This is a genomic window from Emticicia fluvialis (assembly GCF_024793945.1).
Lineage (GTDB): Bacteria > Bacteroidota > Bacteroidia > Cytophagales > Spirosomataceae > Emticicia > Emticicia fluvialis.
On record NZ_JANUSD010000005.1, the window covers coordinates 110,668 to 125,094 of the forward strand.

Consider the following 14,427-nt stretch of genomic DNA (forward strand, 5'->3'; position numbering starts at 1 on the left):
TTATCAGCAGACCCCAGGTGTGATTTTAAAAAAATCAAAAAGATTTAACAGAAAACGTCAGTGTTTATGAGTAGCGCTGCCGGGATCGTATTTGTTAAAAGCCTGCAACCATATAGAACGTGATAAACGATAGATGAGCGGAAACAACAAAAACGTTAAGCCTAGATAGCCCAGAATATACCAAAGCCAGTCAACACGCTCTTCAAAAAACAGGTAATAAGCAACCGTGGCAATCACAAACAAAGCTATGTTAAACATATAGCTTACATACATGGCGCCGTAAAAAAAGCCAATTTCTCTTTCGTATTTCAGGCCACATTTGGGGCAATGTTTGTGCATGGCAGTTAGCTGCTTTAGCGCGTACGGATTGCGGTTCAAAAAAACCTCGCCTTCCTGGCAACGCGGGCATTTCATTTTTATGGCAGCTTGTATTTTGTTCATGATATAATTATTTTAGTAGTGTTTCTTTAACGATTATCCAACAACCTATAATAAGAATAAACCAGCCAAATGCCGGTTTAAGTTTCTCGCCGTCTATTCTTTTCGACAAATAACTGCCAACCAATACACCTGCTACAGTGCAAAGTACAAATTCTGAAATAAACCTGTAATCCAATACAACACCGGCCGAAAAATCGCCTATAGCGCCAAATATTGAGTTAATGGTTATAATGAGCAGCGATGTGCCCACTGCCTCTTTCATGGGTAGCTGTGCAAAAATAACCAGTGCCGGAATAATCATAAACCCGCCGCCTGCGCCTACAAGCCCGGTTAATATACCAACCAGAATACCCTCCAGAAATATCACCCAATAACTCACTTTGGTTTTTACAATTTCATTGTCTTTTTTCCGGCTTTTTATGGTTGAGTACGAAGCGCCAATCATCAGCAAACCAAAAAGAAGCATTACCATCAGGTTTTTACTGAGCGTAAAATGGTCTGACTGATAGATAACTTCCGGAATGCGATGCATCACATACTTACGCATAATAAAAACCATAATAAAAGCCGGAAATGAAAAGAAAAGCCCTTTTCTGATGTCAACCAGCCCTTTTCTGAAATAATCAACCGAACCAACCAGCGAGGTAATGCCTACTATAAAAAGCGAATAGGTAGTGGCTGTGGAAGGGCTAACCCCCATTACATATACTAATACGGTAACGGTTAGTATAGAGCCTCCGGCACCGATAAGCCCCAGAGTAATACCAATCAAAAACGCCAGACCAAAACCTACTATTTCCATAGAATATAAATGAAAAGTAGAAGAGGGTTTAATTAACCGTACTTTTCAGAAATGGTGCAATTTAAAGAAATTATGTCGGTTAATGGTTTTAAACATTGTATTTTTCAAATATACCAATTCGGTAGATATACTATTTTACGGTAAGGGGCATAAAAAAACCCCGAGGCACTTAAATTATCCTGAATCCTGATTATTTTTGTTAAAAACCTACCAACATCGTATGTATAAGAAAATTACACTTCTTCTGAGTTGCGTTACCTCTACCTTGTTTGCCCAGATTGAAAAGGCTCCGCCCAGGGCAGAGGGCGAATACGCCAATCGTTTAATTATCAGAGGTGTTACCCTCATTAACAGCACCGGAGCACCACCAGTAGGCCCCGTTGATATTGTAGTTGAAAAAAACAAAATTGTGCAGATACGCCAGGTGGGCTACCCGGGTGTGCCTATTGAAGAAAAAAGCCGGCCCAAATTGAACACCGGCGATAAAGAACTGCACTGCACCGGTATGTACCTCATGCCCGGTTTTGTAGATATGCACGGCCACATTGGAGGTAAAGCCCAGGGAACCCCGGCCGAATACGTATTTAAACTCTGGCTGGCGCATGGTATTACCACTATCAGAGACCCATCAGCAGGAAACGGGCTCGACTGGACCCTGGAACACAAAAAGAAAAGTGAAAGCAATGAAATAACTGCTCCGCGCATTAAAGCCTACACTGCGTTTGGGATGGGGGCGGATAAGCCCATCACAACACCTGAAGAAGCCCGCCAGTGGGTAAGAGCCAATGCCGCTAAAGGGGCAGATGGAATCAAATTCTTTGGGGCTGCTCCGGATATTTTCCGTGCTGCTTTAGAAGAAAACAAAAAGATTGGTCTGCGTTCGGCATGCCATCATGCACAACTGGAAGTTGGCCGTATGAACGTGCTGGCAACAGCTAAAGCGGGGCTAACAACCATGGAACACTGGTACGGCCTGCCCGAAGCGCTGTTTGACGAAAGAACCTTGCAAAACTACCCGCCGGATTATAATTACAATAATGAGCAAGACCGCTTTGAAGAAGCAGGCAAACTCTGGAAACAGGCCGCAGAGCCGGGCTCAGCCCAATGGTATCAGGTAATGGACGAACTCCTGAAACTGGATTTTACACTTGACCCCACCTTTAACATCTACGAAGCCAACCGCGAACTGATGCTGGCACGCAGAGCCGAGTGGCATGATGAATACACCCTGCCATCGGTATGGCGTTTCTATGGGCCCAGTCGTATCTCTCACGGGTCTTACTGGCTTAACTGGGGAACCGAGCAGGAGGTAGCCTGGAAAGAGAACTACCGTATCTGGATGCGCTTTGTGAATGAGTATAAAAACCGCGGCGGCCGCGTAACCACAGGTTCAGATTCCGGATATATCTATCAACTATATGGCTTTGCTTACATCAGAGAGCTTGAGTTGCTACGTGAGGCGGGTTTCCACCCATTAGAGGTAATAAGAGCTGCTACATTAAAAGGGGCTGAGGCGCTGGGAATGGCCGACCAGATAGGCTCGGTAGAAGTAGGAAAATTCGCCGATTTCGTAATAACAGAAGAAAATCCGCTGGCTAACCTCAAAACCCTGTATGGTACGGGCGCTATAAGGGTTAATGATAAAAACGAGGTAGTAAGAGTAGGAGGGGTAAAATACACCGTAAAAGATGGTGTGGTATATGACGCCAAAAAACTACTGGCCGATGTGCGCAAGATTGTAGCTGACGCCAAAGCGAAAGAAGACTTTGAGATAACCCAACCGGGCATTCCGCAAAAAAAGGCGGCAAAGGTTCAGGGTTCTACCAAATAACTGATTGGAAACAAAAAGGCGATATAGTTTCTTCTATACCGCCTTTTTGTTATTTTTTAAAATAATCTCCTCTTGAGAAATGCTTTTCAATCCAGCAATACATCAAAATGAAAAGATAACGGCTGCCCATTTCTTTAATTTTCAGCTTAGATTCGCCATACTTGCGGTTGGTCCAGCTGTTGGGTACAACGGCATACGTGTATCCGCGCACAATTGCTTTTAAAGGGAGTTCGACTGTGAGATTGAAATGCGGAGATAAGAACGGCTTAATGCCCTCAATGGTTTCTCTTTTATATAGCTTGAATGCATTGGTGGTATCATTATATTTGATACCCATCATGTTTTTAATAATGAAATTGGCAATGCGGTTAATAAACTTCTTGAGGGGCGGATAATCAATCACTTTTCCACCTTTTATCCAACGGCTGCCATAAACCGCATCTACGTTTTTCTCAAGCATGGTTTTATAATACTTCACAAGGTCTTCGGGGTCGTCAGACATGTCAGCCATAAATACAGCCACGCAATCGCCTGTGAAACGTTCCAGGCCATACCGTACAGCGTAGCCAAATCCATTCGGGCCTTTATTGGTATCAAAAACAAGTGTCGGAATTTCTCCGGAAAGTGATTCAAGAACAGCCAGTGTCTGGTCTTTAGAGTTATCGTTAGTAACCCATATTTCGTGAGGAATATCGTGCTTTTTTAAGGTTGTATATAAAGTGCGCAGGGTTTCCGGAATACTCTCTTGTTCGTTATAGGCAGGAATAACAACGCTTAGTTTCATCAGTTTTATTAAATTTAGCTTCTCGCAGGAAGATAAAAGTGCAAGTGTTCAAACATTTTTATTGAATCGGAGGCAAATGTCTGAAAACTAAACCTAAATTCAAAGGAACAGAAGCCCTGATGCATAAATGAGATAAGCACAAGCCTGGACTGTTGATTCTTTGTCAGAAATTTTATCTTTATGTTATAAGTATAAATATTAATAACTTTGTTTAAACACGTACTTATATCATATTAGGGGTTTTAGGGGTGGCAAGCCGTAAAATTATTCATATTGACATGGATGCTTTCTACGCATCGGTAGAGCAGCGAGACTTTGCCGATTTGCGGGGCAAACCCATTGCCGTAGGTGGAAGCCGTGAGCGGGGTGTGGTAGCTGCTGCCAGCTACGAGGCCCGCAAATTTGGTGTGCGCTCGGCCATGTCGTCCAGAATAGCCAGGCAGAAATGTCCGCAATTAATCTTCGTAAAGCCGCGCTTTGAAGTCTACAAACAGGTATCAGTAGAAATCAGAGAGATTTTTCTTGAATATACGCCTTTGGTTGAGCCGCTATCGCTCGATGAAGCATATCTTGATGTAACCGAAAACCTGAAAGGAATAGAAACCGCCACACAAATAGCGCAGGAAATAAAAGAGCGAATTAAACAGAAAACCGGACTCACTGCCTCTGCCGGGGTTTCAATCAATAAATTCCTTGCCAAAATTGCCTCAGACTACAGAAAGCCCGACGGATTGTTTGTTATTAAACCCTCACAGGCCGAAAAATTTGTAGAAGTATTAGAGATTGGCAAATTTCATGGAATTGGCAGAGTAACAGCCGAAAAAATGAACAAAATGGGCATTTTTACCGGTAAAGACCTGAAAGCCAAAAGTGTTGAGTTTCTCACAAATCATTTTGGTAAAATGGGGGGCTATTATTTTGATATTGCCCATGGGGTAGATAACCGCCCGGTTAACCCCGATAGCATACGGAAATCGGTAGGAGTAGAGAATACCTTTGACAAAGACTTTACAGAGCCGGAAGACCTTTACAGAGAAATGGACGATATACTGGAACAACTCTGGCGCCGCATGACCCGCATAAAAGCCTATGGTAAAACCATTACATTGAAGATAAAATTCGCCGACTTTGAGAGCATCACCCGTAGCCGCACTTCACAATTACCGGTACTTGAAGAAACATTGCTGGCAAAAATATCTTATGAGTTGCTGCATGCCCTTTTACCAATGCCCAAGGGTGTTCGGTTACTGGGTATTTATTTATCAAATCTGGCTTTTGAAGAAGAAATGGCCGGAAGGCAGCTAACGATTGACTTCTAACGAAAAGAGCTCATCATAACGACGAGCTCTTTTCTATATGGTTCAGATTAGTATTATTCAACCCGGCTTAATTTGATAGTGTTGGTCCGGTGGTTTTCATGAAGAGGCATACTTAGGGTATTTACAAACAAATCTCCTGCAGCAAGCTCTCCTTTTTCAACCAGGGTATCTCTGATGTTAGCCACTACTTCTTCTACACTTTTATCTTTCAGGTGATTGTATTTAAAAGCAGTAATGCCCGAATACAAACTCAACTGGGTTAAAAGCTTTTCGTTTCCGGTGAAGATAAATGTATTGGCCTTAGGGCGGTGATGCGATAAACGAACAGCCGTATAACCAGAGGTAGTAATGCCAATGATGGCTTTTACTTTCAGGTCACGTGCAAGGCGGCAGGCGTTCATTACCACGTTATCATTTTCTTTTTCTTCAGACTTATAAGAGTCTTCCGTAACACGGGCATGGTGGCGGTAATATAATTTCTTCCAGTCGGCTTCGTTCTCTACTTTTTCAATGGTTTTTACCATTGTTTCAACCGCAAGAATAGGATATTTACCAGAGGCGCTTTCTGCACTTAGCATTACGGCATCTGCACCATCTAATACGGCATTGGCCACATCACCAACCTCTGCACGGGTTGGGCGGGGGCTGTCAATCATGCTTTCAAGCATTTGTGTTGCCACAATTACAGGTTTGGCAGCCAGATTAGATTTTTCAACCAAAGCTTTCTGAATCAATGGCACGTCTTCTGACGGAATCTCCACACCGAGGTCTCCACGGGCTACCATAATACCATCTGTTGCGGCAATGATAGAGTCCATGTTGTCAACCGCTTCCGGCTTTTCTATCTTGGCAATAACCTTTGCCTCTTTTCCCTGCGCTTTTATGTAATTCTGTATATCCTTTATTTCGTCTGCTGTTCTTACAAAAGAAAGGGCTATCCAGTCTACATCATTCAATAAACCAAATTTCAGGTCTTCCCAGTCTTTTTCTGTAACCGATGGCTGAGAAATATTGGTATTAGGCAGGTTTACACCTTTCTTTTGTTTTAAAAGGCCGCCATATACTACTTCTGTAATAACGTCCATTCCGTCAACGCCGGTTACTTTTACTTCCAGCTTGCCGTCGTCCATCAATATTCTTTCACCCAGCTTCACGTCCTGATACATACCCTTATAAGGTGTGCTCACACGCTGACCGTTTCCGATTACATCTTCGTTAGTAAATACCAGTTTGTCGCCAGCAAAAATTTCAACACCCTCATTACCTGTTTCCATCTGGCCTATTCTGATTTTCGGGCCTTGTAAATCCTGCAGAATAGCGCATTTAAAACCATGTTCAGCGTTTATTTTCCTGATACGGCTAATACGCATCTGGTGGTCTTCGTGGGTTCCGTGAGAGAAATTTAAACGGAAAACATTTACACCGGCTTTAGCCAGTGCCAATAGCATTTCTTCACTTTCAGAAGCTGGTCCGACTGTGGCTACAATTTTGGTTTTTCTGTGCATATTTAAAATAAAATATTTCTTAACCCTGAGAACGTCGCAAAAATAATAACTATTTATGAGAATTACCGAATAAACCCTGTTGATTTATACGGCAAGCCTATTTGTGTCAAAAATGACTTAATATATAAGTGCCTAATATTCAGCCGTTTAAATATTTATTAAATGATAATAAAAAAGCAGGTGCCCTATCCTGATGGGGGTTGAAATATCATCTTTTGATGGCCTGAACCTGCCAAAACACAGTATATAACCTTGAAACCCGAAACCCTTACAGTAGTTAAAAAAGCAGTAAGCCCGGTTTGAAAAAAATAAAAAGAAGTTTTTGCCGGAAAAAAATAATGTGTTAAATTTGTGTCCTTAGTAATTTCAAAAAGCAATTGAAACAAAACGTAATCGCAATTTCACTTCTCCTTCTGCTCAGCTTTTCAGTGTGAGAAACGGAGACTTTGTATAAATCAAAAGCCCTTTCTTGCACATGGTGAGAAAGGGCTTTTTTGCGAGAAAAAGAAGTAGTAAAAATAACTAAACACCTCATTAAGCAATGAGCCAGAAAATTTATGTTTTCGACACCACCTTACGAGATGGAGAACAAGTGCCCGGTTGCCAGTTAACAACCGACGAAAAGGTTATGATTGCCAAGCAGCTGGAAAAGCTGGGTGTCGATATTATTGAAGCAGGTTTCCCGATTTCAAGTCCCGGCGATTTCAACTCTGTTGTAGCGGTTTCAAAAGCCGTTACAGAACCAACGGTTTGTGCCCTTTCAAGAGCAATCAAGGGTGACATTGAGTCTGCTGCTGAAGCCCTGAAATATGCCAAGCGGCCGCGTATACATACCGGTATTGGGGCTTCTGATATTCACATCAAACATAAATTTAACAGTACTCGCGAACAGATTATTGAACAGGCCATTTCAGCAGTGAAGCATGCTAAAAAGTTTGTTGAAGACGTAGAGTTTTATGCTGAAGACTCTGGTCGTGCCGATCTTGAGTTTTTGGCAAAACTGACCGACGAGGTTATCAAAGCAGGCGCTACAGTAGTAAACCTGCCCGATACAACAGGATATGTGCTGCCACATGAAATGTATCAGCGTATTTCATATATCATGAATAATGTGCCAAATGTAGACAAAGCCATTATTTCCATGCACAACCATAACGATTTAGGTCTGGCTACTGCCAATACCATTGCGGGTATTCAAGCCGGAGCAAGACAGGTAGAGGTAACCATCAACGGTATTGGTGAGCGCGCTGGTAATACTTCGCTGGAAGAAGTAGCCATGATTCTGAAAGTGCACAAATCGCTTGGTTATCATACCAATATTGAAAGCACCATGCTTGCGCCTATCAGTAATTTGGTTTCTGATACCATGCGTATGCCTGTGCAGGCCAATAAAGCCATTGTGGGCCGTAATGCCTTTGCGCACTCGTCGGGTATTCATCAGGATGGTTTCCTGAAACATACCGAAAACTACGAGATTATCAGCCCGCAAGAGGTTGGCGTAGATAAGTCGTCTATTGTGCTTACAGCCAGAAGCGGCCGCCATGCTTTAAAGCACCGTTTGGAAAAACTGGGTTATAATCTTGATAAACCCGAAATTGATTATACGTACAGTCGCTTCCTTGAGCTTGCCGACAGAATTAAGGAAGTAAATGATAAAGACCTGGTATTGTTGATGAAAGAGGTTGCTGTTTCCTGAAAAACAGGCCTGTCGATTCTGATAAGGGAGTTTGTGAATCTGTTCATAAACTCCCTTATTTTATGTAGTTTAGCAGATAGAAATTTATTAATCACACCTACTTCATCGAAAAAATGCCTGATCGTCGACATTTTCTCAGTTCAAGCCTGCTGGCTGGTATAGGGCTGGCCAATCTGAATTTTTCGTTTCCTGATAACCAGCATAAAACTTTAAAACCGGCGGCGCTGAAACCGGGCGATACCATCGGGCTGGTTTGCCCGGCCTATTCGGCATTTTTAAAAGAAGAAGTGCAGATAACCATTGAAAGCCTGGAAACATTGGGTTTTAAAGTGAAAAAGGGCGACCACATGTTTGACCGATACGGGTATCTGGCAGGAACAGATGCCGACAGAGCCGCCGACATCAATAAAATGTTTGCCGATAAAAGCATTAACGGCATAATGGCCATGCATGGCGGCTGGGGTTGTGCCAGAATTCTGCCTTTGCTTGATTATAAAACCATTCAGAAAAACCCTAAAGTTTTTATTGGCTATAGCGATATAACCGCTTTGTTGCTGGGCATTTACAGCCAGACAGGGCTTGTTACTTTTCATGGGCCGGTAGGTTCTTCAACCTGGAACAGCTTTTCTGTTGAAAATTTTAAAAACCTGCTGCTGGAAGCCAATGCAGTGCAATTGACAAACCCCGTAAAAAAGGGCGACAACCTGGTGCAGGTAGATGACCGCATATATACCATTAACCCCGGCATTGCTACCGGCAGGTTAATAGGCGGAAACCTGACAGTGCTTAGCCATATACTGGGTTCGCCTTATGTGCCTGATTTTAAGGGGAATATCTTGTTTCTGGAAGATGTAGGTGAAGATATTTACCGTATGGACAGGATGATTACCCAACTGAAACTGGCAGGTATTTTAAACCAGCTTTCGGGTTTTATATTTGGTAAGTGTACAGACTGCCCGCCGTCTAAAGGGGGCTATGGCTCTTTAACTATGGAAGATATTTTTGAAGACCATATCAGGCCCTTGAGCATCCCGGCATTCTCAGGCGCTATGATAGGCCATATAAAAGATAAATTTACTGTACCTGTTGGTATTAAAGCTACTATTGATGCAACCAAAGGAAGCATTACACTAAACGAAAGCGCCGTTAATAAATAAACAAAAAGCCCTTTCAGTACATATTCCTGAAAGGGCTTTTTGCCTGCAATGGAGGCATTTACTCTTCTTCGCCGCCAAAACGGCCACCACCAATGGTGTGTCCAAAGAAAAGAGCATTCAGAAACAACTTGTTGGTTCCGTACCAGAATGCCCGGAAATTCGGGTTCTCCGACATCAGAATGATTTTCCCGGCACCCAAAGTCTGCGTAATAACAGCGGGTGAGTTTTTAATTAAAGCCTCATTTTTTGGATGAACATAACCCGCAATTAATGGATTACTTGTGAAAATAATTGGCGTATTATAAGGGTTTTTGGTGTCTTCAAAGAAGATGTTATTATCTTTAAACAAAGCCAGTTTTTCCTGCGAGTATCCGAAACAAATTGGGTGAGTAGGGTCTATTTTTGTTTCAAATATGGTTCCGGCAGTTTCCATGGCACCGCTGTATTTCTCCTGCAAAACATAAGGTCTTTTTCCGCTGCCATTGTTATCCGGTCTTGGCTTTACAGTTATTGAAGCCAGTTTTTTATTGGCTGCCCATTCGGCGGCTTCTGTCATGGCAACCAACACGCCACCACCTTGTATGAAGCGTCTGATTTTCTCGTCCGATAAATTATTATAGTTACCACCCGAAAGCACAATATGCGTGTATTTGTCCAGATTAACCCTATTGGCTGTTTCAATATCAGCAAAAGTCAGAGGTATGTTGATGCGTTGGTCTAGCAGGTGCCAAATTTCTCCGGCATCATTGGCATTTACACCCGGGCCCGCCAGCATCAAAACCTTAGGCAATTTCAATTTGCGAAATTTCTCACTTCCAAGGTCAATTCCGGCAGGTGTAAGGCCGGTGGCAGTAGCATAGAAATTAACTCCGTCACGGTCGGCAAGTGTTTGCAGCAAAGCGCCGGGGTCGTTACCGTTGCATATTATTTGTATGGTGCCGTAGTCAAACTTCTGTTCTTTTCCGCCTACAATAGCCGTGAGGGGTTCAATAGCTACTTTAAGGGTATAACCTTTATCTAGTAATTCATAGGCAGTTCTTGGCGCAAAATAGCTGTTCCATTCAAAGAAATAGGCATAAGTGCTATTGCCATAAACCTTCCCTTTCGGAAACTCGTTTACATGCACTTTTTCGCCCAGCGAAACAGCTGCTTTAGCTTCAGCCGTAGGCACATTCATACAATATTGTAACGACCACGCCGAAATGTCATAGAAAAGGCTGTCTTCAAACTTGGTTCGCTTCTCGAACATGGATTTGATAAGGCGATGCTGTGGCTGGTTCATTGGTACCGCAAAAGAAGTCGCCTTGTCGAACGCATTGCCGTCTATGGTTTCGTCTTTACCCAGTTTATAAACATCTACCTGGTTTCTTTTCAGCATATTTACCATCTCCCAGGTTTTTACAGCATCTTTGCTTCCACCAAAAACATAGGCTTTTACGGCATCATTTGAACCTTCTTTATAAAAATTGCGCATGTGTTCCAGCAATTCTACCCGCATTTCGCGGGCTGCTTTCAGCGTTGAAAACGTGGCAGAAACCTGATTGCGGATAGTGAAAGGAAAACTCAGCAGTCCGTTAACCGTTTCCTGCAAATGCCCGCGAGACGAGGCTTGTTCGAAAAGTATACCAATAGACCCGTTCACATCGGGTAGGGTAGAGCCTTTTCCGTAGTAAAAGTCGTCGTAGTTCTCTTGTGTATAGTAAGCAGAATTGATTCTGTCTAGCCCCTGAGCGTGATATTTTCCTATTTTGGCTGTCAGTTCAATATTGCTTTTGGGAGTAAGCGGGTGCGTACGTGATGGGATACCCGGTTGAAAAAAAAAGGTAGATGCACTTCCCATCTCATGGTGGTCAGTCAGAATATTAGGTCTCCATTCGTAGAATTTCACCAGCCGGCCTTTACTTTCAGGCATTTGCTGGTACAGCCAGTCGCGGTTTAAATCAAACCAGTAATGATTAGTACGGCCGTTCGGCCAGGTTTCGCTGAACTCCCGGCTGTTGATATCACTTACCAGATTATTGCTTCGGTTGATATTCACCCAGGTGGCAAAGCGGTTGCCACCGTCGGCATTAATACATGGGTCAATCAGAATTATGGCCTCGTTTAGTAAGGAGTCAACTCCCGGACCCTGTGCCGCGGCTAGATAATACGCCGACATCAGGTTAGAGTTAGTGCCGCTGGCTTCATTCCCATGCACCGAGTAGCCCATCCAGACAACAATAGGCATTTTTTTCAAATCCAGGCCGCCAGATTGCCCCGGGTTCACCAGTTTCTGGTGCTCTGCTTTTATCTGGTCCAGTTTCGCATGGTTTTGTGGCGAGGTTACCGTCAGCAACAATAGCTCACGGTTTTCGAAAGTCCTGCCATAAACCTCTACCTTGAACCGGTCTGATAACCGGGCCAGTTCTTTCATATAAGCATACTGCTCATAAGGTGTAACGTGTTGCTCGCCAACCTGATAACCAAGAAACTGCTTTGGTGTAGGTATTTTGGGGTTATAGTTTACATTTTGTGGCAGGTAATAGCTGTCGGCCACCTGCCCGAAAGAATTAATTTGTAAGGTGATGAAGAATAAGAGTAGTATTTTTTTCATGAAACAGATGAGTAGTTTAGGAGGCAATTAAACACTTTTCTGCCTAAAAATACAAAAAGCCTCTGACAGAGAGGCTTTTTGTATAGACAAAGAATCTATAAACCTTAAAGTTTTTCCGGCCAATGCAATGCGGCAGGGTAATACTTAAGGATTTTATATGTTTTGCAATACTGTAAGGCAATCAATTAGAAGCTCTCAGTTTGGCTTCAATGGTTTGCTGGGTATGTGGTACCGCTCTTAAACGCTCTTTTGGAATCAGCTTGCCGGTATCCTTGCAAATACCGTAAGTTCCGTTTTTGATGCGAATCAACGCTGCTTCCAACTGTTGTGCAAATTTTTGCAAACGACCTGCTGACTGGCTAAGTTGTTCTTTTTCGCTCACATCTGCGCCATCTTCTAATAATTTTGTACTACTCGACGTGTAATCAGTACCATTATCATTCTTACGACTCAGCGTTTCTTTAATGAAGTTCAGCTCATTTCGTGTCGCTTCTAATTTGTTGGTAATAATCACTTCAAACTCCCTTAGCTCCTCTTCTGAATAGCGGGTTTTTTCTTCAACTACAGCCATAATCGTAATGCAGTAAATTGTTAAAAAATGGGTCTATGCTTAAAAAACGCCACAAAGATAGCGTTTTTTAAGCCCTTAAACAATGCCCTGTGCAAAATATTGGGTAATTGGCAAAAAAATTTATCTTATGGTAATTTGTCAAATGCGATAAATTATTTGGTGTTGCGCAGAATTGCCAGTTTAGGATTGGGTATATTTTTAAAAATGAATATAATGTTAAGTTTGTGTGAAATTTAACAATTTTAAGAAATACTATCTTTTTTCTAAGTTTGCACCCTAAAAACTTCAACAATAGAACTTTCTGTTTATGAATTACATAGAACCGGCTCCGATTAAGGATAAAGAAAATCCGTTGGAGTCAATGATGTCAAGGTTTGATGCCGCAGTAAAAATTCTGGGTATCAGTGAAGAGATGTACTACATCCTGAAAGTACCTGCACGCCAGGTAACAGTAGGCTTGCCCGTAACTATGGACAACGGGCAGATTAGAGTCTTTGAAGGTTACAGAGTTATTCATTCAACCATATTGGGGCCAAGTAAAGGCGGTATCCGCTTTGACCCTGCCGTGAACATTGATGAAGTGCGGGCATTAGCAGCCTGGATGACCTGGAAATGTGCTGTGGTAGATATTCCTTACGGTGGAGCCAAAGGCGGAATAGCCTGCAACCCGCGTGAAATGTCGGCCGGCGAAATGGAACGATTGATGAGGGCCTACACCTTGTCTATGCTTGATATCTTTGGGCCGGATAAAGACATTCCGGCGCCTGATATGGGTACAGGCCCACGTGAAATGGCCTGGTTGATGGATGAATATTCAAAAGCAAAGGGTATGACTGTCAATGCCGTTGTAACCGGCAAACCATTGGTTTTGGGTGGTTCGCTTGGCCGTACGGAAGCCACAGGGCGCGGCGTAATGGTATCGGCACTTTCAGGAATGGAAAAGCTACGCCTGAATCCTTATCGTGCTACGGCTGCGGTGCAGGGTTTTGGTAATGTGGGCTCTCATGCAGCTCAGCTATTACATGAGAAAGGCGTAACCATTTGTGGTATCAGCGATATTTCGGGCGCTTATTATAACGACCGCGGAATAGACATTGAAAAAGCAATTGCTTACAGAAATGCCAACAAGGGTACCCTGGAAGGTTTCAAAGAAGCAGAGTTGATTAGTAACGAAGAGTTGCTGGCACTTCATGTAGACGTGCTGGTGCCTGCTGCCAAAGAAGACGTAATTACACATGATAACGCCGCCAGCATTCAGGCAAAACTGATTGTGGAAGGCGCCAATGGCCCCACCTCTGCAAGTGCCGACGAAATTATCAATGAGAAGGGCATTATGGTAGTGCCTGATATCCTGGCGAATGCCGGTGGGGTAACAGTTTCTTATTTTGAATGGGTACAGAACCGAATCGGGTACAAATGGGCCTTAGACAGAATCAACCGTCGTTGCGACCGCATGATGAAAGATGCATTTGATAACGTATTTGAAACATCGCAGAAACATAAGGTGTCTATGCGTCTGGCCGCCTACATTGTGGCTATAGACAAAGTAGCCAGCACCTATAAGTTTCGTGGTGGATACGGTTGATACAAAATTTCAGGATAATTAAAGTATTACTCAGGCCCATTTGCTATCTGTAAGTACAAATGGGCTTGTTGTTTATTAACCATCAGATTTTACACTTAATTCTAATCAAACAGTTTACTGAATGCCTTGAATTGAGTATTTTT

11 protein-coding genes are annotated in these 14,427 nt (G+C 42.9%); 5 read left to right on the forward strand and 6 right to left on the reverse strand.

Annotated elements, in window-relative coordinates:
* Positions 1-57: 57 nt before the first annotated feature.
* Positions 58-441 (reverse strand): DUF983 domain-containing protein, encoded by a 384-nt coding sequence (locus NZ848_RS07500; protein WP_253531698.1) that lies wholly within the window; start codon positions 439-441, stop codon positions 58-60.
* A gap of 7 nt (positions 442-448) precedes the next feature.
* A complete protein-coding gene (locus NZ848_RS07505; RefSeq protein ID WP_259014984.1) occupies positions 449-1,243 on the reverse strand; it encodes a sulfite exporter TauE/SafE family protein in 795 nt (264 codons plus the stop codon).
* 220 nt (positions 1,244-1,463) lie between these two features.
* Between NZ848_RS07505 and NZ848_RS07510 the strand changes: the two genes are divergently transcribed.
* A complete protein-coding gene (locus NZ848_RS07510) occupies positions 1,464-3,074 on the forward strand; it encodes an amidohydrolase family protein (RefSeq protein ID WP_259014985.1) in 1,611 nt (536 codons plus the stop codon).
* Between the two features lie 49 nt (positions 3,075-3,123).
* On the opposite strand, the gene NZ848_RS07515 is transcribed toward NZ848_RS07510, so the two are convergent.
* The gene (locus tag NZ848_RS07515) at positions 3,124-3,858 is read right to left on the reverse strand and encodes a glycosyltransferase family 2 protein (RefSeq protein ID WP_259014986.1); all 735 of its coding nucleotides are present in this window, start codon (positions 3,856-3,858) and stop codon (positions 3,124-3,126) included.
* Between the two features lie 278 nt (positions 3,859-4,136).
* Here NZ848_RS07515 and dinB point away from each other — a divergent pair, with 278 nt between their 5' ends.
* A complete protein-coding gene (dinB, locus tag NZ848_RS07520) occupies positions 4,137-5,177 on the forward strand; it encodes a DNA polymerase IV (protein WP_253531690.1) in 1,041 nt (346 codons plus the stop codon).
* A 53-nt stretch (positions 5,178-5,230) separates the two neighbouring features.
* Here the strand turns inward: dinB and pyk are convergent, their stop codons facing one another.
* Positions 5,231-6,682, reverse strand: coding sequence for a pyruvate kinase (gene pyk / locus NZ848_RS07525; RefSeq protein ID WP_253531688.1), 1,452 nt, complete (start codon positions 6,680-6,682; stop codon positions 5,231-5,233).
* A gap of 541 nt (positions 6,683-7,223) precedes the next feature.
* Between pyk and NZ848_RS07530 the strand changes: the two genes are divergently transcribed.
* Positions 7,224-8,378 carry a 2-isopropylmalate synthase gene (locus NZ848_RS07530; protein WP_259014987.1) on the forward strand — a complete coding sequence of 385 codons (1,155 nt, stop codon included), beginning with the start codon at positions 7,224-7,226 and terminating at the stop codon, positions 8,376-8,378.
* A gap of 113 nt (positions 8,379-8,491) precedes the next feature.
* Positions 8,492-9,535, forward strand: coding sequence for a S66 peptidase family protein (locus tag NZ848_RS07535; RefSeq protein ID WP_259014988.1), 1,044 nt, complete (start codon positions 8,492-8,494; stop codon positions 9,533-9,535).
* 58 nt (positions 9,536-9,593) lie between these two features.
* On the opposite strand, the gene NZ848_RS07540 is transcribed toward NZ848_RS07535, so the two are convergent.
* On the reverse strand, positions 9,594-12,128 hold the full coding sequence (locus NZ848_RS07540) for a M14 family zinc carboxypeptidase (RefSeq protein WP_259014989.1): 2,535 nt from the start codon (positions 12,126-12,128) through the stop codon (positions 9,594-9,596).
* Between the two features lie 181 nt (positions 12,129-12,309).
* The gene (locus NZ848_RS07545; protein WP_101724850.1) at positions 12,310-12,699 is read right to left on the reverse strand and encodes a TraR/DksA family transcriptional regulator; all 390 of its coding nucleotides are present in this window, start codon (positions 12,697-12,699) and stop codon (positions 12,310-12,312) included.
* Positions 12,700-13,006: 307 nt separating this feature from the next.
* Between NZ848_RS07545 and NZ848_RS07550 the strand changes: the two genes are divergently transcribed.
* Complete coding sequence (locus tag NZ848_RS07550) at positions 13,007-14,284, forward strand: Glu/Leu/Phe/Val family dehydrogenase (protein ID WP_101724848.1); 1,278 nt, start codon at positions 13,007-13,009, stop codon at positions 14,282-14,284.
* The last annotated feature ends 143 nt before the right edge of the window (positions 14,285-14,427 follow it).

Bases quoted from the DNA above. Each gene is read 5' to 3' on its own strand.
- NZ848_RS07515 (WP_259014986.1), bottom strand. From the start codon at position 3,858: ATGAAACTAAGCGTTGTTATTCCTGCCTATAACGAACAAGAGAGTATT.
- NZ848_RS07540 (WP_259014989.1), bottom strand. From the start codon at position 12,128: ATGAAAAAAATACTACTCTTATTCTTCATCACCTTACAAATTAATTCT.
- dinB (WP_253531690.1), top strand. From the start codon at position 4,137: ATGGATGCTTTCTACGCATCGGTAGAGCAGCGAGACTTTGCCGATTTG.
- NZ848_RS07510 (WP_259014985.1), top strand. From the start codon at position 1,464: ATGTATAAGAAAATTACACTTCTTCTGAGTTGCGTTACCTCTACCTTG.
- NZ848_RS07545 (WP_101724850.1), bottom strand. From the start codon at position 12,699: ATGGCTGTAGTTGAAGAAAAAACCCGCTATTCAGAAGAGGAGCTAAGG.
- NZ848_RS07530 (WP_259014987.1), top strand. From the start codon at position 7,224: ATGAGCCAGAAAATTTATGTTTTCGACACCACCTTACGAGATGGAGAA.
- NZ848_RS07505 (WP_259014984.1), bottom strand. From the start codon at position 1,243: ATGGAAATAGTAGGTTTTGGTCTGGCGTTTTTGATTGGTATTACTCTG.
- NZ848_RS07500 (WP_253531698.1), bottom strand. From the start codon at position 441: ATGAACAAAATACAAGCTGCCATAAAAATGAAATGCCCGCGTTGCCAG.
- pyk (WP_253531688.1), bottom strand. From the start codon at position 6,682: ATGCACAGAAAAACCAAAATTGTAGCCACAGTCGGACCAGCTTCTGAA.
- NZ848_RS07550 (WP_101724848.1), top strand. From the start codon at position 13,007: ATGAATTACATAGAACCGGCTCCGATTAAGGATAAAGAAAATCCGTTG.
- NZ848_RS07535 (WP_259014988.1), top strand. From the start codon at position 8,492: ATGCCTGATCGTCGACATTTTCTCAGTTCAAGCCTGCTGGCTGGTATA.